Origin of the sequence: Chroococcidiopsis sp. SAG 2025, from assembly GCF_032860985.1 — a bacterium.
GTDB lineage: Bacteria > Cyanobacteriota > Cyanobacteriia > Cyanobacteriales > Chroococcidiopsidaceae > Chroococcidiopsis.
The window spans coordinates 41,903-63,785 of sequence record NZ_JAOCNC010000001.1 but is presented as its reverse complement, the minus strand read 5'-3'; the positions used below and the strand labels follow the sequence as shown (position 1 = coordinate 63,785).

Annotated in this window: 15 protein-coding genes and 3 pseudogenes; 12 read left to right on the top strand and 6 right to left on the bottom strand. The window is 46.3% G+C overall.

Annotation, left to right across the window (positions count from 1 at the left end; translation table 11 throughout):
- Window position 1 precedes the first annotated feature (1 nt).
- The 4 genes from N4J56_RS00265 (at window position 2) to N4J56_RS00250 (ending at window position 3,644) form a co-directional block, all read left to right on the top strand.
- The gene (locus tag N4J56_RS00265) at window positions 2-1,156 is read left to right on the top strand and encodes an alpha-hydroxy acid oxidase (RefSeq protein WP_317104616.1); all 1,155 of its coding nucleotides are present in this window, start codon (window positions 2-4) and stop codon (window positions 1,154-1,156) included.
- A gap of 68 nt (window positions 1,157-1,224) precedes the next feature.
- On the top strand, window positions 1,225-3,072 hold the full coding sequence (locus N4J56_RS00260; protein WP_317110547.1) for an NAD+ synthase: 1,848 nt from the start codon (window positions 1,225-1,227) through the stop codon (window positions 3,070-3,072).
- Window positions 3,073-3,113: 41 nt separating this feature from the next.
- Window positions 3,114-3,272: a hypothetical protein gene (locus N4J56_RS00255; protein ID WP_317104615.1), complete on the top strand. Its 159-nt coding sequence runs from the start codon at window positions 3,114-3,116 to the stop codon at window positions 3,270-3,272.
- 24 nt (window positions 3,273-3,296) lie between these two features.
- Window positions 3,297-3,644 (top strand): Uma2 family endonuclease, encoded by a 348-nt coding sequence (locus tag N4J56_RS00250; RefSeq protein ID WP_317104614.1) that lies wholly within the window; start codon window positions 3,297-3,299, stop codon window positions 3,642-3,644.
- Here the strand turns inward: N4J56_RS00250 and N4J56_RS00245 are convergent.
- Window positions 3,641-4,703: pseudogene (locus tag N4J56_RS00245) on the bottom strand (IS630 family transposase). The gene N4J56_RS00250 and the pseudogene N4J56_RS00245 overlap by 4 nt on opposite strands.
- A 142-nt stretch (window positions 4,704-4,845) precedes the next feature.
- On the opposite strand from N4J56_RS00245, the gene N4J56_RS00240 reads away from it, so the two are divergent.
- The 3 genes and pseudogenes from N4J56_RS00240 (at window position 4,846) to N4J56_RS00230 (ending at window position 9,717) form a co-directional block, all read left to right on the top strand.
- Window positions 4,846-5,382 (top strand): dual specificity protein phosphatase family protein, encoded by a 537-nt coding sequence (locus N4J56_RS00240; RefSeq protein WP_317104613.1) that lies wholly within the window; start codon window positions 4,846-4,848, stop codon window positions 5,380-5,382.
- 393 nt (window positions 5,383-5,775) lie between these two features.
- Complete coding sequence (gene cphA / locus N4J56_RS00235) at window positions 5,776-8,403, top strand: cyanophycin synthetase (RefSeq protein ID WP_317104612.1); 2,628 nt, start codon at window positions 5,776-5,778, stop codon at window positions 8,401-8,403.
- Between the two features lie 153 nt (window positions 8,404-8,556).
- Window positions 8,557-9,717: pseudogene (locus N4J56_RS00230) on the top strand (IS4 family transposase).
- A 309-nt stretch (window positions 9,718-10,026) separates the two neighbouring features.
- Here N4J56_RS00230 and N4J56_RS00225 read toward each other — a convergent pair.
- Window positions 10,027-11,381: pseudogene (locus N4J56_RS00225) on the bottom strand (IS110 family transposase).
- Between the two features lie 367 nt (window positions 11,382-11,748).
- Between N4J56_RS00225 and N4J56_RS00220 the strand changes: the two are divergent.
- From N4J56_RS00220 to N4J56_RS00210, 3 genes are read left to right on the top strand one after another with little or no spacing between them, the layout of a single operon-like run.
- Entirely contained in the window at window positions 11,749-12,387 is a 639-nt protein-coding gene (locus tag N4J56_RS00220) for a FeoA family protein (protein WP_317104611.1), read from the top strand.
- Window positions 12,388-12,390: 3 nt separating this feature from the next.
- The gene (feoB, locus tag N4J56_RS00215) at window positions 12,391-14,754 is read left to right on the top strand and encodes a Fe(2+) transporter permease subunit FeoB (protein WP_317104610.1); all 2,364 of its coding nucleotides are present in this window, start codon (window positions 12,391-12,393) and stop codon (window positions 14,752-14,754) included.
- 2 nt (window positions 14,755-14,756) lie between these two features.
- Window positions 14,757-14,984: a FeoC-like transcriptional regulator gene (locus tag N4J56_RS00210; protein WP_015152144.1), complete on the top strand. Its 228-nt coding sequence runs from the start codon at window positions 14,757-14,759 to the stop codon at window positions 14,982-14,984.
- A 189-nt stretch (window positions 14,985-15,173) separates the two neighbouring features.
- On the opposite strand, the gene alaS is transcribed toward N4J56_RS00210, so the two are convergent.
- Window positions 15,174-17,804 carry an alanine--tRNA ligase gene (gene alaS / locus N4J56_RS00205; RefSeq protein WP_317104609.1) on the bottom strand — a complete coding sequence of 877 codons (2,631 nt, stop codon included), beginning with the start codon at window positions 17,802-17,804 and terminating at the stop codon, window positions 15,174-15,176.
- 171 nt (window positions 17,805-17,975) lie between these two features.
- A complete protein-coding gene (locus N4J56_RS00200) occupies window positions 17,976-18,128 on the bottom strand; it encodes a hypothetical protein (protein ID WP_317104608.1) in 153 nt (50 codons plus the stop codon).
- 35 nt (window positions 18,129-18,163) lie between these two features.
- Here N4J56_RS00200 and N4J56_RS00195 point away from each other — a divergent pair, with 35 nt between their 5' ends.
- The gene (locus N4J56_RS00195; protein WP_317104607.1) at window positions 18,164-18,373 is read left to right on the top strand and encodes a heavy-metal-associated domain-containing protein; all 210 of its coding nucleotides are present in this window, start codon (window positions 18,164-18,166) and stop codon (window positions 18,371-18,373) included.
- 223 nt (window positions 18,374-18,596) lie between these two features.
- Complete coding sequence (locus N4J56_RS00190; protein WP_317104606.1) at window positions 18,597-19,382, top strand: SDR family NAD(P)-dependent oxidoreductase; 786 nt, start codon at window positions 18,597-18,599, stop codon at window positions 19,380-19,382.
- Between the two features lie 585 nt (window positions 19,383-19,967).
- Here N4J56_RS00190 and N4J56_RS00185 read toward each other — a convergent pair.
- Window positions 19,968-20,501, bottom strand: a complete 534-nt coding sequence (locus tag N4J56_RS00185; protein ID WP_317104605.1) for a hypothetical protein — start codon at window positions 20,499-20,501, stop codon at window positions 19,968-19,970.
- Between the two features lie 126 nt (window positions 20,502-20,627).
- Window positions 20,628-21,740, bottom strand: a complete 1,113-nt coding sequence (gene dprA, locus N4J56_RS00180) for a DNA-processing protein DprA (protein ID WP_317104604.1) — start codon at window positions 21,738-21,740, stop codon at window positions 20,628-20,630.
- Window positions 21,741-21,883: the final 143 nt, after the last annotated feature.

Sequence of the window (21,883 nt, the reverse complement as noted above, 5' to 3'; positions counted from 1 at the left end):
TATGATTCCATCCACCCCAATCAATCTATTTGAATACGAAACGCTGGCACAAAATCGCTTATCTCAAATGGCTTGGGATTACTATGCTAGCGGCGCTTGGGATGAGGTGACGTTGAAGGATAATCGCGCTGCTTTCAATCGCTACCGATTATATCCACGCATGTTGGTGGATGTGAGTCAACGAGATTTGAGTACGACAATTTTAGGGCAATCTTTAAGTGCGCCAATCCTGATTGCACCAATGGCTTTTCAGTGTCTAGCCGATCCCGCCGGAGAAGTTGCTACAGCGAAAGCGACGGCTCATTCAGGGGTTGGGATGGTGTTGAGTACCCTGTCTACTAAGAGTATGTCAGAAGTCGCGATCGCCAACCCTCAGACTTGGTTTCAATTGTATATTCATCGCGATCGCAATTTAACTCGCGCCTTAGTAGAGTACGCCTATAAGTGCGGTGCAAAGGCGCTGTGCGTCACCGTAGACGCGCCATTTCTAGGAAGAAGGGAGAGGGATATGCGCAATCAATTTATCCTCCCTCAAGGTATGGAATTAGCCAATTTGCGTAATTTACAAGACAAAGACTTAGATATTCCCCACCGTCAAGGCGAGTCGGGTTTGTTTGCCTATTTTGCCGAACAACTCGATCCTGGCGTAACTTGGACAGATTTAGCATGGTTGCGATCGCTCGTACCGTTACCACTTGTTGTCAAAGGAATTTTACGTCCAGATGATGCAATACGTGCCGTAGATTGTGGCGCTGAGGCAATTATTATCTCAAATCATGGTGGCAGACAACTCGATGGAGCGATCGCAACTATTGACGTTGTATCTCAAATTGTCGCTGCTGTAGGCGATCGTGTCGAGGTTTTAATGGACGGTGGGATTAGACGTGGTACCGATATTTTAAAGGCGCTAGCATTGGGAGCAAAAGCTGTGCTGGTCGGTCGTCCCGTGTTGTGGGGTTTAGCCGTAGCAGGTGAGACAGGAGTACAGCACGTCATTGAAATTTTATGCGACGAACTCAGTTTAGCAATGGCATTAAGCGGCTGCGCCAAATTGCAAGATATAGACTCCTCACTGGTAACACGGGAGTCGGGAGTCGGTACGGGCGGGTTTCCAAACCCGCCCGTACGAGAATCGGGAGTGGGAGAAGAGAGCTGAGGGAGCTGAGGAGCAGAGGAGCAACTACCAATTACCAATTACCAATTACCAATTACCAATTACCAATTATGAAAATTGCGATCGCTCAACTCAATCCTATAATTGGCGACTTAAATGGAAATGCTCAGCAAATTTTGGTAGCAGCACAACAAGCTGAAAAACAGAGCGTGCGGTTGTTGCTGACACCAGAACTATCTTTATGCGGCTACCCACCAAGGGATCTACTACTAGACCCTAGTTTTGTAGCTCAAATGGGAGCAACTTTGCAACAGCTAGCTGAAGAATTACCAGCTCAAATGGCAGTTTTGGTAGGTTGCGTTCGACTTAACGAGCGATCTCTTTGTGTTGGTGGTAAGCCTTTGCATAACAGTGTTGCCTTACTACAACACGGCAAAATTCAACAAATCTTTCACAAACGCCTCCTGCCCACTTACGATGTATTCGACGAATATCGTTATTTTGAACCAGGATTGGAAGCCAATGCTCTAGTTTTGGAAGAATTTTCAGGGGCGCACAGCCGTGCGCCCCTACCAACGCAGTACGCACCACTCAAAATTGGAGTCACCATCTGCGAAGACTTATGGAATGACGAAGAATTTTGGGGTAAGCGCAGTTATGCGATTAATCCGATTGAGGAGTTAATTCAACAAGGAGTAGATCTCGTTGTCAATTTATCTGCTTCTCCCTACAGTGCCAATAAGCAGCAGATCCGAGAAGCAATGTTGCAACATGGCTCTATGCGTCACCAAATTCCAGTATTGTATACCAACCAAGTTGGAGCGAATGACGACCTGATTTTTGATGGTTGTAGCGTTGGCTTTAATCGTGCTGGGGAAATGTTTTGCCGCGCGCGGGCGTTTGAGACAGATTTGTTAATCGTAGAATACGACGAGCAAGCAAGAGATTTACAACCAAGTAAAATTGCTTCAACGCCTGCAAATCTAGATGAGGAAATTTGGCAGGCACTTGTTTTAGGCGTGCGAGACTACACGCGCAAGTGTGGCTTTTCTAAAGTCGTACTTGGTTTGAGTGGGGGAATTGATTCATCACTGGTAGCAGCGATCGCAACCGCAGCTTTAGGTAAAGAGAATGTTCTTGGCGTACTCATGCCTTCTCCCTACAGTTCGGAACACTCAGTTCAAGATGCCTTGGAATTAGGCAAGAATTTGGGCATATTAACTCAGACTATCCCGATTGGAGAGTTAATGCAAGGCTATGACAAAACTCTAGAACCGTTGTTTGCCGGTACGCCCTTCGGTATTGCTGAGGAAAACATTCAATCGCGGATTCGCGGTAATTTACTCATGGCAGTTGCCAACAAATTTGGCTATCTCCTGCTTTCTACTGGTAACAAATCGGAAATGGCAGTAGGTTACTGCACCCTTTATGGCGACATGAATGGCGGACTCGCCGCGATCGCAGATGTTCCCAAAACCCGCGTCTATTCGATCTGTCGGTGGCTGAATGAGAGGGGCGAGGAGCGAGGAGTGAGGAGTGAGGGAGTGAATACCAATTTCCGACTCCCGACTCCCGACTCCCGACTCCCCACAATTCCCGAAAATGTCATCAACAAACCCCCCAGTGCAGAATTAAAGCCAGGTCAGTTAGACCAAGATTCTCTCCCTGACTACGATACTTTGGATGATATTTTACAAAAGTTGATTCAAGAGCATCAATCGGCGGCGCAAATTGTTTCTGCTGGACATGATGCGGCTGTGGTCGATCGCGTCGTGCAACTGGTTGTCAAGGCAGAATTTAAACGTCGTCAAGCGCCTCCTGGTTTAAAAATTACCGATCGCGCTTTTGGTACTGGCTGGCGAATGCCAATTGCGAATAAGTGGGTTTCTCGTAGTACAATTCCATCGTCTGAGGTAGTGTCGCAAGCTTCTTTGAGTCCTTCTTTACCACCGCGATAACGTTTCTCTTGTCGTTGATTTTAAATATTGGAGGAAAAAAGATGACTCAAACTCAACAGCTTCAAGATAATTGCGTGACGCTGTATGACATTTCGTGGGAGAAATTTGAGGCGATCGCGGCATTATTAGAAGATACCAAAGTACGCTTGACTTACCTGGATGGAATTTTGGAGATAATGGCACCTTCGCCGGAGCATTAGGAGTATAAATCAACCATTGGACTTTTGCTAGAAATTTACTTGAGATTTATTGGCATTCGCTTTTATCGTTGCGGCGGCTATACCCTAGGAAGCCTCGAATTAGGTGTGAGGGGAGAACCTGATGAGTCATATAATCTCATAACTAAAAAAGAAATTCCAGATATTGCCATTGAGGTAGTTATTACTAGTGGTGGAGTAGACAAATTAGAAAAATATCGCCGCTGGGGAGTGCCTGAAGTCTGGTTTTATCGCAACAGACAATTATTTATTTACCGTCTACGTTTTAATGGATACGAGCAAACATCTAGAAGTGAGTTTCTACCTGATTTAGATTTAGATTTATTGGTGCGCTGTTTGAATATAAGTAGCTAGGCAGATTTAAACATAAAACGTTCCAGTGTCCATCCCCCTTGTTGACTTCGATTCTCCATGCCCTCAATCATGGCATTCGCTAAATCATACTCGTTATCAAAAATCCTTCCGGCTATTTCATGGGTTTTGAGTTGATGCCACTGCGCTTCAATCAGATTCATATGTGAACTGTATTGGGGGAGAAAAAAGAGATATAGCCCTTTCGACTGCCACTGCTGCCAGTGCTCACGGGCAAGATGACTGGTATGAGCCGAACCATTATCTTGCACCACGACTGTGAGCCGTCCGGTTTGTAGCAATGTCTGCTCACTCTTTTGGGCAAGGAGCGTTCATCACTTTAACATAGCGTTCCTTGTGGAAACTGCCTTGTACCAGAGCATAGTCAAACGACTGCTCTGGTTGCCATATCCCTAGAATACTAATGCGGTCTCCATAGGATTTGACCTGCTCTTCGGTGTTTCTGCTCTCCAATGCGAGAGTAACTATAACTGACTGGACTTTCCAGACAACATCCCGATTCGTCAAGATACTTCAGGTCAATGTACCCTTCACAGGCAGCTAGTTGGAGTGTGTCTAAGTCGGCTTGCTTGAGTGCTTTGTACTCAGGATCTTGTCTGCCCCGTTGCGAGTGTCGAGTCCGCTTCCAACTAAAGCCCTTTTTTTTAGAATGCGGCGAATCCGGTCAGCACTTAGGTTTACCTGTCGTTCTTGCTCTAGCTTCTGGGCTAGCTGTTGACTATTATAGGTTCTGGCTTCTTGCTCTAGGCATTGTTCTAGGTAGGCCATGTCTGCTTCTTGCCATTTGGCTTTAGCTCCTCGTCCACTAGCATCCCATAATCCACCTAACCCTTGCTGCTGCCAACGGCGGATGGTTTCGCGCACTGTCTGCTCTTGGCACTCAAAAATTTCGGCAATCGCTGGCACTACCCATCCTTGAGCATTGAGTCGAAGCATTTGTGCTCGATCTCGGGTACGTTGAGCAACGGTTTTGGCAACCCGAAGTTCACTCAACGTCCGGTCTTCTGACTCTGTCAAAACGATACGTAAAGGAGCAGGCATGAGTGGTCAAAATCAGCAAGTTTTTGGCTTTTCTCTATCTTACGTTTAATTATGCCCTACTACTTATCAGACCAGTACGATGCAACAGTAGCATTCACCCAAGCTTTGCAACAGCAACAAAATTAGTCAATGTCATTGCCTTATGTATAAATTTGCACCAGCTTCAAAGCAAGAAGCTATTGTGTTTGGCTCGGCTCGACCTGGCTATTCAGAAGCACAGATGCGAGATTGGTTGAAATATATGAAAGGTCAAGAAATTAAACGAGTTTGCTGCTTGCTGCCTCAAAAACAACTCGCTCCCTACTCAGATTTACTTGGCACTTACGCGCAAGAATTTGGCAGCCAACGGGTCTGCTGGACACCAATTGAAGATTTTACCCTAGCTGACCCTGAAATATTGACTGGAAAGATCCTACCATTTTTGCTCGAAGCCAACCGACAGGGCGAGAAAGTTGTCGTGCATTGCAGTGGGGGTGTTGGGCGCACTGGTCATGTTTTAGCGGCATGGTTAGTATGCGGTCGCGGTTTTTCCAACCAAGCGGCAATTAAAGCAGTTAGACAGATGGGTAGAAATCCATATGAAGTTGCGATCGCGGCAGTTTTGCAAGGTAAAAATCCGTTTAAAACGATCGCAGAGTTGGAATCACTTTTAGATCGTTGTCGCAATGAATTTAAATGAGTTGGCAAGCGGATTTTTCCTAACTATTTACTGCTGTTTTACTGAGAAATTAGTATAGAAATTTACTGATTTTTTGCGACGGTTAGTATTTTAATTGCCGCGAGATATGATGAGGCTACAATCTTTTATTCATACCAAGTTACATTTAAAAAAGATTTGTTTCACGCAAAGACGCAAAGACGCAAAGTGGCTTCTCATAGAAGACTAGGCGCAAAGAAGAAAGATGTGAAGAAGAACGCTAAGGAGATTGTATTTGCGATCGCAATTTGATATTAACTATAAATTACTAGGTGAGGAATTAAAAATTCTCTTGCAAGTCATGAGAAGATAAACGTGGAGCTAGAAATTACAGTGGAACGACCGGATCGCTAGTTGTCAATCGAAAAAACTGCGATGAAAATACTCAAGATTCAGACGTTACAAGGTCCTAACTATTGGAGCATCCAAGACCACAAGCTGATCGTCGTGCGTCTCGATTTGCAAGATTTCAGCGATCGCAAACCAAATAGAATTTCTGGCTTTTTGAAGGGGCTGACTGAGGCGCTACCCAGTTTGAGCGATCGCGAGTGCGATTTGGGAGAAAAGTTTCTAGATCGGTTGCAGGACGGCTGCTTGTGGATGGAGGAAGTCGTCGAACACGTAGCATTAGAATTGCAAACTTTAGCTGGAATGCCCGTAAGTTTCAGTCGGACTCGAAAGACTGCAACTCGTGGAGTTTATTACGTCATATTTGAATATCAAGCTCCAGAAGCGGGACGCTATGCGGCGAGAGCTGCTGTTCGTTTATGTCAGAGTATTGCAGAGAAAGGGCGCTATCATCCTGACGATTTACGGCAAGATTTGCAAGATTTGCGGACATTAGGCGCAGAGGCGGCGCTAGGACCAAGCACGGAAGCGATCGTTAAAGCTGCGGAGGCAAGAGGTATTCCCTGGCTGCGACTGGGGGCGCGGTTTTTAATTCAGCTAGGTTATGGAGCCTACCAACATCGGATTCAGGCAACGCAAAGCGATCTCACTAGTATTTTAGGTATCGAGCTAGCGGGAGACAAGGAAGGCACGAAACGCATTCTTCAAGATGCAGGGGTTCCCGTTCCGCGTGGCATGACGATTAGCTATTTTGACGAGTTAGAAAATGCGATCGATGCTGTAGGTGGCTTTCCCGTGGCAATTAAGCCCCTCGATGGCAATCATGGTAGAGGCGTGGCGCTGGATATAAATACCTGGAAAGATGCAGAAGCAGCTTACGATGCGGCAAGCGTAGTCTCAAAATCTCGGACTGTCATTGTCGAGCGTTACTACACGGGACGCGACCACCGCGTATTAGTTATAGATGGGAAAGTTGCTGCTGTTGCCGAACGAGTCCCCGCTCATGTGCTGGGGGATGGGCGTTCTACGATTAACGAACTAATTGAAATGGCAAATCGCAATCCGCGCCGAGGACAGGGACACGATAACGTGATGACGCGGATCGAATTAGACCGTAGCAGTTTTGAACTTCTGCGCAAGCAAAGGTGTAGCTTGGATACTGTGCTGAGAGAAGGAGAAATCTGCTATTTACGGGCAACAGCTAATTTGAGTACGGGTGGAATTGCGATCGATCGCACCGATGAAATTCACTCTGACAACATCTACTTAGCGGTAAGGGTGGCAAAAATCATTGGACTGGATATTGCAGGCATTGACATTGTTACCCCCGATATCTCCCGTCCCCTAGCAGAAGTCGGTGGCGTAGTTGTCGAAGTGAATGCTGCGCCTGGTTTTCGGATGCACGCTCACCCCAGCCAAGGTTTATCGCGTCCGGTGGGGGAAGCAGTTTTGAATATGCTATTTCCTCCTGGTACTCCCAATCGCATTCCAATTGTGGCAATTACAGGGACTAATGGCAAAACGACGACCACCCGTTTAACTGCCCAGATGTTTCGCCAAACAAAACGCATTGTTGGCTACACGACTACCGATGGGACGTATATAGACGATCGCCTTGTGGAGGCAGGAGATAATACTGGTCCCCACAGCGCGAGGTTAATTTTGCAAGATCCGATGGCAGAAGTCGCGATTTTGGAGGCGGCGCGGGGTGGAATTTTGCGTTCTGGTTTGGGTTTTCCGACTTGCGATGTCGGTGTTGTTTTGAACGTCGCCGCCGACCATTTAGGCATTGATGGGATCGATACGGTGGAAGACTTGGCATATGTTAAAAGCGTGGTTGCAGAAACAGTCATGCCTGAAGGTTATGCTGTCCTGAATGCTGACGATCCATTAGTGGTGACGATGGCAAAGCGGGTTAAGGCGCAGATAGCTTATTTCTCCATGCAGCCAGATAACGAAATCGTACAGTCGCACGTCCAACAAGGGGGACTTGCCGCTGTCTACGAAAATGGTTATTTAACATTTAAAAAACAAGATTGGTCGGAACAGATCGAACAAGTAGTTAACGTGCCGCTGACATTAGGCGGAAAAGCTAACTTTGCGATCGCCAATGCTTTAGCTGCCAGTCTAGCCGCCTTCGTGCAAGGTGTAAAAATACAGGATATTCGCACTGCCCTGATCGCCTTTAAACCATCGGCAAGTCAAACCCCAGGCAGGATGAATTTATTTGACTTGGGCAAATATCAAGCTTTAATTGACTACGCTCATAATGGGGCAAGTTACCAAGCAATGGGTGATTTTGTCCGGCATCATACGGGAGAACGGATCGGTGTCGTGGGTGGACCCGGCGATCGCCGCGACGAAGATTTACTTAACCTGGGTAGGCTGGCGGCGGGAATCTTCGACCGCATCATCGTTAAAGAAGATGACGACACTCGCGATCGCCCCCGTGGTGAAGCTGCCGAACTCATTCGTCTAGGCATTGAAGAGGAAAAACCCGATTTTCACTACGAAACTATTCTCGACGAAACCACAGCAATTAACACCGCCTTGGATACTGCAACTGAGGGTAGTTTAGTCGTCATTCTACCTGAAAGCGTCAGCCGTGCAATTAAGCTGGTGGAAACTCGTTATCAGTCACTACGGTTCAGTTAAGGCTCAAAGTGTTGTAAATTAAGCATTGTTCCCAAGAATGGAAAGTGAGTATAGTGCATCTGAAGGATTTCTCATTGTTGTCTCCTACAATACAAAGTAGTGATGTGTTCAAAGCGATAGAGGCAGCCATCCCATCCACGGAGATCGAGCAAGATCGCTAAAACTAAAGTTTGTGAACAACGTAAACGCTCGTTACCAGCACAATTGGTAATTTGTTTGGTAATTGCGATGAGTCTGTGGTCACGAGATTCGATGAGAGATGTGCTGAAAAACTTAATTGATGGGCTGAGCGAAGCATGGGTGAAAGTGGGGAAATACTGGCGAGTTTTTGTAAATCAGCAATAACGCAAGCCCGACAACGATTAAGTCCAAGGGTGATGAGTCAATTGTTCCATCAACTGGTGCGACCAATGGCTAGCACCGATACCAAAGGAGCATTTCTCAATGGATTGCGAATTGTGGTAATTGATCGGACTTGCTTCGATCTGCCAGACAGCGATGAAAATGCGAGAGTTTTTGGTCGTCCGAGCAGCCGTCCTGGCACACAAGCCGCATTTCCCAAACTGCGATTAGTCATTTTGGTAGAAGCAGGAACACATTTAATCTTTGATGCATTGATGTGTCCATATCGAATAGGAGAACGAGTGCGGGCATTAAGATTATTACGCTCCGTGAGTTCAGGGATGTTGTTGATGTGGGACAGAGGGTTACATTCTTATGCAATGGTGCAAGCAACTGTCACAACTGGTAGCGATTATTTAGGAAGAATTCCCGCAAATGTCAAGTTTTTGTGCGAAGAACCACTGGCGGATGGTTCTTATCTGAGTTGGATTTATCCACCTGCTAAATTCCGCTCAAAAGCTTGCCAGCCCATACAAGTCCGTGATTGAATACACAATTGGTAATACCGACAACCCAGAGGAACAACTAAGATATCGCTTAATTACCAGCTTATTGGAATTGGAGAAATTTCCGGCTCAACTACTGGCGATTGAATATCATCAACGCTGGGAAGTAGAAAATACTATTGATGAACTCAAAGTACATTTATCAGGACGAAAAACTCATATTCGCTCTCAAAAACCGCGTGAAGTTGTGCAGGAAGTTTACGGGTGGTTGTTAGGACACTGGGCTGTGCGGTTATTGATGTTTCAAGCTGCAAAGAGCGCGGGTATCACTCCTTTGCGTCTGAGTTTCACTGGGACATTGCGAGTTATTCGTCGTGCTATCCCGAAATTTCAACGCTTGCAATCACAAGAACTCCCCTTTTTTAAGTTGGTTAACTGTAGAGATTTTAGACACTCTGTTACCTGAACGAGTTTCTCGTACCAATCCCAGAGTTGTAAAAAACCTGTATCCAAGTTTCGCTCAAAAAGCCAAGACATCGAGCCACCCCTCCCGAACCAATCCTCTATTTTCTTTATCCTCAGCACAGCGTAGCCTTAAATGAACCGTATTGCGTTATCAGTGAACGGTTGTCAGTCAGGGGTAGTAATTGGTAAGTCGTAAGTTGTAAGTCGTAAGTTATTTTCCCCTGCTCCCCTGCCCCTCTGCTCCCTTTTTAAAGCTCATCTTTTGAGAACAAATAACAATAAGTTAATTCTTAATTGTTGATAAAAACTCCTAAGAAACACATTCTGTAGGGTCAGAAATAGGGATGAGTTCTAAGCCAAAAGCTTGAGCTTTTTGCTTCAGGTTTTGAGGGCGCTCTCGGTATTGTTGCTCATAGGCATCAAGACCAGGGTCAGTATAGAGATTACCTGTTGTCCAAAGACGATAGAAAATACGGGCTAACTTATGTGCAGTGGCAGCAGTAATCGCTTTAGGTGCGCCTAAGCGAGCAGCTAGACGGCGATAAAAGCCACCCAAAGCAGAGTGAGAGCGACAAAGAGATTGTGCGGCGGTGCGTAAAGTGGCGGCAACGCGGTTGACAACTCGACGAGATTTAGAACTTTTAACTTTGCCGCCAGTAATGCGACTACCAGGGCATAAACCGAGCCACGACGTAAAGTGCTTGACAGTGGGAAGCGTGTCGCGTCTAACCCTAACTCTGAGATCAGGGTAAGTACGCTCACAGCCCCTAAACCATCAATTTGAGTAAAGTCCACACCACTCATGCGATACAGTTCAGAACGCAAGTCAAACTGGGGTGCATTGCCGGGTTGCTTTTTTCCACGACGTTTTGGTTTAGCTAAGGGCGAAGCATTCACATCAACTTTAGATCCAAAAGATGCCAAGCATTGCTCAATTTGGGCATCACAGGCAGAGATCTGTATTTGAAAAAAATCGTAAAGTTGTAATTCCTGTTGCAAGATGAATACCATTTCTGGTCGATAGTCCCCAGTTAAGGCAGCAGCAATCTCGGCACAACTGGCTTTGACACGTCCATCCTTGTGTGATGCCAACACATCTGGGTTACGCTCACCTGTAACAATGGCACGAATAATCGCCATGCCAGTAGTGCCGGTGATGTCGCTAATGACCCGATGCAACTGTAGGTTCATCTGAGTCAGGACTTTTGCATCCTCTGTATATGGACACAAGCACTTTTGATTAAGTTATCTCGTTGGCGGATATAACTACGTAAAACACATATTTGCTCTTTGCGGACGAAATGACCCTGATAATAAACCGTAGGTATGCAATTGTTGCAACCACTGACAATCTAATACATCTGTTTTGCGCCCAGGGACGGTTTTAACGTAATGGGCATTCACCAACCTCACTTCCAATCCACAACTTTCTAAAACTTGGAATACAGGTATCCAATAAACTTCTGTTGATTCCATTGCTACCGTTTTCACTCCACAAACCTTGAGCCAATCTGCCATCGCGTATAGGTCAGTTGTGAAGCAACCAAAGCTGCGTACACTCTCATTATCCCGTCCTACAGGCACGCTCACCCAATGCCTATCAGCACCAATGTCAATGCCTGCGGCATTCAAATTGATGGCTGAAAAGTTTTTATCTTCTGGCATGGGAGAAGGTTTTTCTTGGCTCATATCACCCTTGTGGTTGTTAAATTTCCAGCCTTGTGTACCCTGCCTGGGGATGGCGAATCAATCTAATCTCCTAAACGGGATAGTAGCCAATGCTACTTCACCAATATTTTTGCCAATATTACCCAGAACCAGGCTCTCAAACGGGCGTAATTTGCACCACTGTTAAGACGGTCTTAACTGTCAGAGTACATATTGAGTATAATATTTATCGCTCATAAACTCTGAATACTTGTGTTTCTTTCATATTTTGCTGGCTGCAAAGCTGCTAGTTGGAGGCTCTCAAGTATATCAGTTTTTTAATGATACTTTTCAATCAGAAGAGTTTTCATCAGGAGATTGTCTAATGGATGGCGAAGACAATCGGGTTAATCTTTGGCATCGAAATTGGCAGCGACCGAACTGGAAGAAGTTTATCTTCTTTTGCGAGTCCAGCGATCGCAAAAAAGCGGATGAGGTCGATCCCATTCCAGATCGGTTAACTCTTTCTTTGGCAATGACAAATATTGGCGATCGCGTCAGCATTGTTGGTTTGAACTGTGGTGAGGCAAACAGCCGCCTGATGGGAATGGGGTTGATGCCTGGTATCCAGTTAGAAGTTATCAGCCGCACTGAGAGCGGCTCGGCGATCGTGGCACTTCAAGAGCAGCGGATCGGACTGAATGCAGAGATGGCACATCACATTCAGGTCGCGCTCGCCCATATAAGAGATGGAGATTTCCAGATGAGCCAATCTAGTACATCCTCGCTCAAGCTTCGAGATGCGGTCGTTGGCTCGACGTTGCAAGTCGTCGGCTACGAACCCGCAGCCCGTGCTTACAAACGAAAATTATTAGCAATGGGACTCACCCCAGGAACTGAATTCGTCGTCACGCGCCATGCACCGTTGGGTGACCCGACTGAAATTGAAGTGCGAGGCTTTCACCTGAGTCTGCGCAAAGATGAAGCTGATGCCTTGCGAGTTGAGATTGCCGGGAGGATCTAGACCATGAGCAAACCGACAATCGGAATCGTCGGCAACCCTAACTGCGGTAAGACAACTTTGTTCAATGCCTTGACTGGAGCCAATCAACGAGTGGGAAATTGGGCTGGGGTCACGGTGGAGCGCAAAGAAGGTAGTTATCGATATCAGCAATTAGAAGTTACTGTCGTAGACTTACCAGGAGTCTACTCGCTGGATGCAGAAGATGCAGCAACGGGACTCGACGAACTTGTAGCGCGAGACTATCTCCTCTGTGACGAGGCAGATTTATTCATAAACATTGTCGATGCTGCTAATTTAGAGCGCAACCTTTACCTGACAACACAAGTGCTTGAAATGGGAGTGCCGCTCGTCGTGGCGCTGAACATGATGGACTTAGCGGAGAAACGAGAAATTCGCATCAATCCTTCGCTGCTATCGGAACGTTTGGGTTGTCCAGTTATTCCTATCTGTGCCAATACTGGTAGGGGAGTGCCACAACTGCGTGATAGTATCAACAATGCCTTGGTGCAGCGATCGCTTCCCAAAACCCAAGTAGCATATCCGGCAGTCATTGAAGCGGCGTTAACTGAATTGATTCTACTTGTCGAAGCTAATATTCGCGATCGCCATGTGAAACCGCGTTGGGTCGCTTTAAATTTACTGCAATATGAAGACCGAGTAGCACCAGAGGTCAGCAGTGAAGCATTGCTGCGAGCGATCGTCGCACATCGTCGGCAAATTCATCAAACCCTGGGAGATGACATCGATTTATTAATTGCTGATAGTCGCTATAACTGGATTCATCAACTCATCGGAGGAGTGACACAGCGCACGCGCCAGGTACAGCGAACGCAGTCCGACAAGATCGATCGCGTGGTGCTGAATCGCTGGTTGGGCATCCCGATTTTTCTAGTGGTAATGTATGCGATGTTTTTAATATCCATCAACGTCGGCGGTGCGTTCGTTGACTTTTTCGATCTGGCATTTGGTGCTGTATTTGTGGACGGAGTCGCCCATTTCCTAAAGCAAATTCACGCTCCTGGCTGGTCGATCGGGCTGCTAGCAGATGGGGTGGGTGGTGGTATCCAAACCACGGCAACGTTCATTCCTCAAATTGGACTATTGTTTATTTGCCTGTCCTTGTTGGAAGACTCTGGCTATATGGCACGGGCAGCTTTTGTGATGGATCGGCTGATGCGATTTGTGGGGTTGCCTGGTAAATCCTTCGTGCCGATGATGGTGGGGTTTGGCTGCAATATTCCAGGGATTATGGCAACTCGGACGTTAGAGAATCGACGCGATCGCCTGATGACGGTCATGATGAATCCCTTCATGTCCTGTGGGGCTAGGCTACCTGTATATGCGCTGTTTACCGCTGCCTTTTTCCCTACCAACGGGCAAAACATCGTGTTTTTACTTTACATTCTGGGAATTTTAGCAGCCGTATTTACCGGACTAGTTTTGAAAAATACCATACTGAAAGGTCAAGCGGCTCCTTTCGTGATGGAACTACCACCGTATCACATTCCAACTCTACGCGGAGTCCTGTTACGGGCATGGGATCGCCTCAAGGCTTTTATCAAACGTGCAGGGAAAGCGATCGTGGCGATGGTGGTGATTCTGGGTTTGCTCAACTCTGTTGGCGTAGACGGTTCTTTCGGCAAGCAAGATAGCCAGGACTCGATTCTCAGTGCCTTCAGCCGCACGGTTACGCCTGTATTTACCCCCATGGGGTTGCAACAGGAAAACTGGCCCGCTACGGTGGGTATTTTTACAGGCGTATTTGCTAAAGAGGTGATGGTGGGGACGCTGGACGCTCTTTATACTGACTTAGCACAGCAAGAAACAGGTCAGGAGGAGCCAGAGGCAGAATATAGCTTTTGGGGTGGGATTGGTGAGGCATTTGCCAGCATTCCCAAAAACCTAGCCGACCTCTCGAATCAATTACTAGATCCCGTGGGTATAAGCGTTATCGATACCAGTGGCGATCGCAAAGCAGCAGCAGAAGCGCAAGAAGTACACTACAGCACTTACGGACAAATGGCACAGCGATTCGTTAGCACCACAGCGGCGATCGCCTTCCTCCTGTTCGTTCTACTTTACTTCCCTTGTGTGTCCGCTACAGCAGCAGTATATCGCGAAACTAACTTAGGTTGGACGATTTTCTCTAGCTGTTGGACGACGGGAATAGCGTATTGGGTTGCCGTGTTCTACTACCAGTTGATGACTCTGCAACAACATCCGATGACAGCGATCGCTTGGCTAATCAGACTACTAGTGTTTATGGTTGCTACGTTAGTCGTGCTGAAACGCTTTAGTTCTCGTCGCCATCAACTACGAACCGTCACTGTCGCCCAACGCGCAGCGGAACCAGGCATGAGGAGATAACAATGGTCTTACAAGAATTACAGAGCTATTTGCGCCAGCATCATCATGCATCCTTGTCTCAACTAGAACAAGATCTCCACATTGATGTCGATGTGTTGCGGGGGATGCTCGATCGCCTCGTTCGCAAGGAAAGGATACGCAAAACGGTAGGCAAAAAATGCGGTAGTTGCCACAGTTGCGCTCCAGAAACAATTGAGTTTTACGAGTGGACTGGCTCCAAGGAGAATTGATGTCAGATTGCGGCTGTCAAGTTGAGGCAAATGCGGCACAACGTAAAATCCTGCTGTAAATATAGCGGGCATCGCCCACTCTACAACTTTTGCCACCACCAGTTCTTATTAAACAATCAGAAGGATGAGCAAAAGCTCACCCTTAAACCTAAAACAATCAGAAGGATGAGCAAAAGCTCACCCTTAAACCTAGCTTAAAGCCGATCGCAGCTCTTTTTGAGCAGCTTCTAAGGCTTCTGGTAGTTTACTAGCATCTCGTCCGCCAGCTTGGGCTAAATTCGGTCTACCACCGCCGCCGCCACCGCAACTTTTAGCGATCGCCCCAATAAATTTACCTGCTTGCAAGCCTTTTTTATTCACTTCAGGACTAAAAGCCGCAACTAAACTTACCTTTCCTTCCTCAGGAACAGAACCTAAAACGACAGCACCATTGCCTAATTTTTGCAACAATCTTTCGGCAGCTGTTTTTAAAGATTCTGGATCGACAGCTTCCATTTGGGCAACGACATATTTGAATTCTCCCACCGATTCAGCTTGAGCTAACAGCGATTCAGATTTTGCTAAAGCAAGTTGTGCTTTAAGGGTATCGAGTTGCTTTTGAGTGGTTTTGAGTTCGGTTTGCAAAGTTGTAATCCGATCGGGTAATTCTTCCGGTTTTACCTTAAAGCGATCGCTTAAATCTTTGACAACTTTGTCCCGTACATTTAGGTAATCTAACACGGCAGGTCCAGCCACCGCTTCAATCCTCCTGACTCCCGAAGCGACTCCAGCTTCAGAAATAATCTTAAATACGCCAATCTCGGCTGTATTACTAACGTGAGTGCCACCGCATAATTCCATCGACACGCCGGGGAAATCTAATACGCGCACTTCCTCGCCATATTTTTCGCCAAACATAGCAACTGCACCTCTAGCTTTAGCTTCTGCTAGTGGCAAAATAGAAATTTCGGCTGTATGTGCTTCAGCAATCCAAGTATTAATTGTCTCTTCAATTTGTTGTAACTCATCTGGTGTCACCGGACGAGGACAGTTGAAATCAAATCGCAGTTTCGTGAAATCTACTAGAGAACCTGCTTGCGAAATTGAATCATCGACAATCTTTTTCAACGCCGCTTGTAGTAAATGCGTGGCGCTATGATTAGCTTGGGCGCGACGACGACAAGCACGATCGATTTGGGCTGTTACCTTATCTCCTACACGTAAAGTCCCGCGCTCAATTCTGCCGAAATGGACGAAGAAATCGGACTCTTTTTTTACATCTTCAACCCGAACCAAAATCGCATCGCCAGACAGATAACCGCGATCGCCGATTTGTCCGCCCGATTCAGCATAAAAGGGTGTTTTGTCAAGCACAATTTGTACGTCTTGTCCTGCTTCTGCTTCCTCAACACATTTTCCAGCTATCAGCAGCACTTTAATTGCAGCTGTAGCAGCGGGTTGAGTATATCCGACAAAATCGGTAGCGTGGATATGCTCGGCAAGTTTATCTAACGAACCTTGTACGGTGAGATCGATGGTTTCGTGTGCTTCTTTTGCCCGTTCGCGCTGTTTTTCCATTTCTACCTCAAAGCCATCCACATCAACAGTGAGGTTGTGTTCTTCAGCAACTTCTTGGGTTAATTCCAAAGGAAAACCATAGGTATCGTAGAGGGTAAAAGCACTCTCGCCGCTAATTTGAGTTTTATTCTGCTGTTTTGCTGTTTGAATAATTTCATCCAGCAGTTTCTCGCCGCGTTCTAAAGTCTTAAGGAATTGCGATTCTTCTCGTTGCAACTCGGCTTTGATTTGTGCTTCTCGCACCCGCACGTTAGGATAAGCAGATTCAGACAAGGCGATCGCAGTTTCTACAACTTTAGTAGTAAACTCACCCTGAATCCCGATTAATCTTCCATGTCGGACGACACGCCGAATTAACCGCCGTAAAACGTAACCCCGTCCTGTATTTGAAGCGCGAATTTCATCCGCAATCATGTGCATCACAGAACGGATATGATCGCCAATCACTTTTAAAGAGACTTTGGTTTTCTCGTCGCAGTTGTTGTAATCAATTCCGGCGATTTCCGCTGCTGTTTTGATAATCGGGAAGATTAAATCGGTTTCATAGTTATTCGGAACTTTCTGGAGAATCTGCGCCATCCGTTCCAATCCCATCCCCGTATCGATGTTTTTGTTAGCCAGGGGTGTGAGATTGCCTTCTGCATACTGGTTGTATTGCATGAATACCAAGTTGTAGAACTCGATAAACCGCGTGTCATCCTCTAAATCGATATTTGCATCACCGCGTTCGGGGTGAAAATCGTAGTATATTTCCGAGCATGGACCGCATGGTCCTGTAGGACCAGAATTCCAGAAGTTATCATCTGCACCCATGCGCTTGATTCTAACTTCGGGAACGCCAATTTTATCGCGCCAGATAGCATAGGCTTCGTCATCTGACTCAAACACGCTGACAACTAAGCGTTCTGGGGGTAAGCCAAAAACTTTTGTAGACAGTTCCCATCCCCAAGCGATCGCTTGTTCCTTAAAATAGTCGCCAAAACTGAAATTTCCTAGCATCTCAAAAAAAGTGTGATGCCTTGCCGTGCGTCCGACATTTTCAATATCATTCGTACGGATACACTTTTGAGATGACGTAGCGCGTTTGAACTCAGGCGATCGCTGTCCCAGAAAAATTGGCTTAAATGGTAACATCCCCGCGATCGTCAGTAACACGGTAGGATCTTCTGGCACGAGGGATGCACTCGCGAGGATCTGGTGTCCTCTCTGGGAATAGAATTCTAAAAATGTTTGCCGAATTTCGTTACCGCTGAGGTACTGCATATGAACTAGGGATTAGGGGTTAGGGGTTAGGGGTTAGGGGTGAATGGTAATTGGTAGCTGACTGTTCTCAACTCCCGACTCACGACTCCCGACTCACGACTCCCGCTCAATATATTTTTGCATTTTGGTTAAAGTTACAGCTACCAGTTATCAGTTATCAGTTATCAGTTATTAACAGCGAGAATCGCTTCCTTGTCTCCCTTGTCTCCCTTGTCTCCCTTGTCTCCCTTGTCTTCCCGACTCCCGACTCCCGACTCCCCAATCATTTACAAATCTAGCTGAAGAGTCATGAGCGATCGCGCCTTGAGTCGATAAGATTGACATCTGAAGACAAAAAATGACAAATTTCCGATTTTTCTATGGCACTCAAACTAAAAGTACCCGATATCAAGTGTGATGATTGTGCAGAGACGATTACCGAGACGATCCATACGATGGAACCCGATGCTAAAGTCGATGTTGATGTCGATGCTAAGACGGTAACGGTAGAATCTGCGGCATCCGAAGAGACAATTAAGCAGTCAATCGTAGCTGCGGGTTTTACAGTTGAAGGATATCAAGCTGGGTAATCAGTCATTGGTTGACGGTTGACATTTAATTGTTAACCTTCAACCGTTAAGTTGTTCCACATTGAATTTGCCTACAGCTAGCAGTCGAAAGCATGACCAGAACTAAATTTTCCCTTTTTGACTTTTAACTTTTGACTTGTTTAGGTGTTACCCCTTCAGCAGTATGACTCATCCCTTGACTACGTGATACACATCTGTCAGAGCAAAGTAGGGAGATCGGTTTATGCAACTGGCAGGAAAAGTCGCATTAGTGACAGGCGCGGGTTCTGGGATTGGCAAAGCAGCCGCTAAATTGATGGCTAAGGAAGGGGCAAAAGTTGCACTATTAGGACGTTCTGAAGATGAGTTAGAGAAAACTCTAGCTGAAATTGAATCGAGTGGGGGTACGGCAATATCTGTAATTGGTGATATTTCTCAACCCGAACAGATGCAACAAGCGAACCAAACAGCTGCTGAGAAGTGGGGACGTTTGGACATTGTTTTTGCGAATGCTGGTGTTAATGGTGTTTGGGCATCTTTGGAGGAATTAACACCCGAAGAGTGGAACAAAACGATAAATATCAATCTGACGGGGACTTTTTTAACGGTTAAATATGCCGTACCTTATCTAAAAAAACAACCAGGATCGTCCATCATTATTACTTCATCAATTAATGGGACACGGGTGTTTAGTAATACAGGTGCAACCGCATATTCTTGTACGAAAGCGGCTCAAGTTGCTTTCACCAAAATGGTTGCTTTAGAGTTGGCAGAACACAGAGTTCGGGTAAATGTAATTTGTCCTGGGGCGATCGAGACTAGTATTGATGAGAATACCGAACGACGCAATTTAGAAGAAATTAAGGAACCTGTGGAGTTTCCTGAAGGTAAAGTTCCTTTAACAGATGGTAAGCCAGGAACATCGGAACAAGTAGCTCAATTAGTTTTATTCTTAGCTTCCGATGCTTCTAGTCACATTACAGGTACGGAAATGTGGATTGATGGCGGGGAATCGTTGCTGAAGGGATAATTTAGCAAGTCAAAAGTCATTCGTAGGGGCGGGTTTATTGGAAAGATTTGTTGGGGTCAGAGTGGATTGGTATACCCGCCCGTACAAAAGCAAAAAATCAAAAAATTAAATAAATAGGGTGGGCAACGCCCACCTACTACTCAAGCCAGTAAATAAATAGGGTGGGCAACGCCCACCCTACTACTTAAGCCAGATATTAGGGAAAGTGAGTAGACGATCGCTCTGATTTAAAACAATATCGTTTTATCATTGCGCTCAATTACCTTTTACTAAGTTTTTGTTAAGATATGCAAAACTTGTTATCTCGGCAAAATAAGTCTGACGCTCTACCCTAGAAGTATTTGATTGTAAGCGGATTCCCCAAAATAAATAGAGGGATAAAGTGATCGATAAAGCTAATAATATTCTTTGAAACATAACTCTTTCCTCATCACCACACACGTAATTGCAATCTCGTCTGGGCAGCACAGAAAGCAATTTTCACTCTTGCCTTAGTGTGCCTAATATTTTCTACAAAACGATCGGACTCGATTCCGGTCTTTTAACTGGCACAATCAAAAGTGGTAGGTGGTGAGTCAAGAAAAGTTACTTGATTTGCTCTAAAGCTTGAGAAATTGCCTGTCGCTGCTCGGTATCGTAATTCCAGCGGTCTAAAAAGCCTTTGTAATTCCCTTCTCTAGTTTTGGCTGAGTGCATGAGTTGCTGGACGCGATCGCGGACGCTAGGCAAATCGACAAGCTGTATGAGCTTTGTCGTCCGCTGGCTGACTTGTTCGGAGCCTTTTGCCATGTCTTCTTTTTGCTGCCGACGATGAAAGATAGCTTGCGCTGTTGACATGGCTATATTTTTGACTAGCAGTTCTGCCACGATGTCTGGACTCGATCGCAGTGCCTCGACAACGGCGGCGGAGGGAGAATCTGCTATGGATGATGCTGAGGTGAGGTAAGTTACGAAAAACCCCCTCGCACCGTTTTCTGTCTTGACTAATGCCGATATAACAGTGGCTATGTCTGCTTCCGAGAGAGAGCCTGCTTCTACCTGTGATAGCAGAGATTGAGTCAGGGCGATCGCTTGCTCAAAAGATACTGCTGCGGGTACTTCTAGAGAAGATTTTGACATGAGGAGTAAGTTGATGGTTGTTGGTTTATGGTTGATGGTTGATGGTTGTTGCTCCTGAAGCACCTGAAGCTTCCCTGCTTTCTTCCCCTGCTTCCTGCTCGTGCGCTCCCTGACAACTGATTCAGCCTAACAGCGTTGATACCGCATCCCTGGTAGCTGAGATACTAACCCCAGCAATTCCAACTGCAACAAAGCACTAGCAACTATACCCGTAGCATAGCCCGTTTGCTGGACGATCGCATCAAAAGACATTAACTCAGATGCAATTGTCGTCAGCACTTGCTGAAGTTCTGGTGCTAAATCTGGCAGACTTAATTGCTCGATAATAGGGGGGGCTGGATCGAGGTGCGGCAGACTTCCCAACAATTCCAGCAAATGACCTTCACTTAAAATGACCGTAGCTCCCTTATTCAGCAAACCCAAACAACCATGCGATCGCGGGTTATCTAAACTACCGGGTAAGACGTAAACATCCCGCCCGAAATCATTCGTAAACCGTGCCGTAATCAAAGCACCTGACTTAGTAGGAGCTTCCATGACCAACACTGCACGGCATAAACCTGCAATAATTCGATTGCGGCGGGGAAAATGGGCGCGATCTGGGGGAGTTTTACTGGGAAATTCGCTGACTACTAAACCCTGCTCGACAATTTGCTCGTAAAGCCGTTGATTTCGAGGTGGATAGACGAGATCGACTCCCGTTCCCAAAACCGCGATCGTCCTTCCGCCTGCATCCAGACAACCTTGATGTGCTTCCGTATCAATGCCTTCTGCCAATCCAGACACGACAGTAAACCCGTTACGAGCAAGCACCATACTAATTTTCCGCGTCCAACGCTTGCCATATTCTGAAGGACTGCGCGTGCCAACAATTCCAATGAGCGATTTTCTACCTTGATTTTCTTCGTGATTCACCACGCCGCGATAGTACAGCACGGGTGGCGGACTGGGAATTTCCAATAGCAGACGGGGATACTCATTGCTGTCTGTGGGTGTCCAGAAGTGGGGGTTTTGTGCTGTGTGCGTGGCGAGAAATTCTGCTGGATGCAGTTGCGATCGCGCCGCATTTACCTGTTCGAGCGTCTGCGTTCCCATCCCCTCCACTGCTTGTAGATCGGTCGAACTCGCTTGCCAAGCTGCTGCTAGCGTTCCAAAATGCTCTTGCAAGCGCTGTAACAACACTGGACCAACCCCAGAAATTTGCGCCCATGCCAGCCAAAAAGCCCTTTCTTCCGTCAATGATTTATCCTTAATGTATGTGCGCCTGTTAGATTACTCGGTTATAGCCTGTCTTTTGGCTTATTGGTAATTGGTAGTTGGTGGGTTAGACAAAAGGCGAGCTAGCAAGAGGTGAGAGGCAAATTTGAACTTTCGACTTTTGA

Bases quoted from the DNA above. Each gene is read 5' to 3' on its own strand.
- N4J56_RS00255 (WP_317104615.1), top strand. From the start codon at position 3,114: ATGACTCAAACTCAACAGCTTCAAGATAATTGCGTGACGCTGTATGAC.
- feoB (WP_317104610.1), top strand. From the start codon at position 12,391: ATGAGCAAACCGACAATCGGAATCGTCGGCAACCCTAACTGCGGTAAG.
- cphA (WP_317104612.1), top strand. From the start codon at position 5,776: ATGAAAATACTCAAGATTCAGACGTTACAAGGTCCTAACTATTGGAGC.
- N4J56_RS00200 (WP_317104608.1), bottom strand. From the start codon at position 18,128: ATGTCAATCTTATCGACTCAAGGCGCGATCGCTCATGACTCTTCAGCT.
- alaS (WP_317104609.1), bottom strand. From the start codon at position 17,804: ATGCAGTACCTCAGCGGTAACGAAATTCGGCAAACATTTTTAGAATTC.
- N4J56_RS00265 (WP_317104616.1), top strand. From the start codon at position 2: ATGATTCCATCCACCCCAATCAATCTATTTGAATACGAAACGCTGGCA.
- N4J56_RS00260 (WP_317110547.1), top strand. From the start codon at position 1,225: ATGAAAATTGCGATCGCTCAACTCAATCCTATAATTGGCGACTTAAAT.
- N4J56_RS00195 (WP_317104607.1), top strand. From the start codon at position 18,164: ATGGCACTCAAACTAAAAGTACCCGATATCAAGTGTGATGATTGTGCA.
- N4J56_RS00210 (WP_015152144.1), top strand. From the start codon at position 14,757: ATGGTCTTACAAGAATTACAGAGCTATTTGCGCCAGCATCATCATGCA.
- N4J56_RS00185 (WP_317104605.1), bottom strand. From the start codon at position 20,501: ATGTCAAAATCTTCTCTAGAAGTACCCGCAGCAGTATCTTTTGAGCAA.
- N4J56_RS00240 (WP_317104613.1), top strand. From the start codon at position 4,846: ATGTATAAATTTGCACCAGCTTCAAAGCAAGAAGCTATTGTGTTTGGC.
- N4J56_RS00220 (WP_317104611.1), top strand. From the start codon at position 11,749: ATGGATGGCGAAGACAATCGGGTTAATCTTTGGCATCGAAATTGGCAG.
- N4J56_RS00190 (WP_317104606.1), top strand. From the start codon at position 18,597: ATGCAACTGGCAGGAAAAGTCGCATTAGTGACAGGCGCGGGTTCTGGG.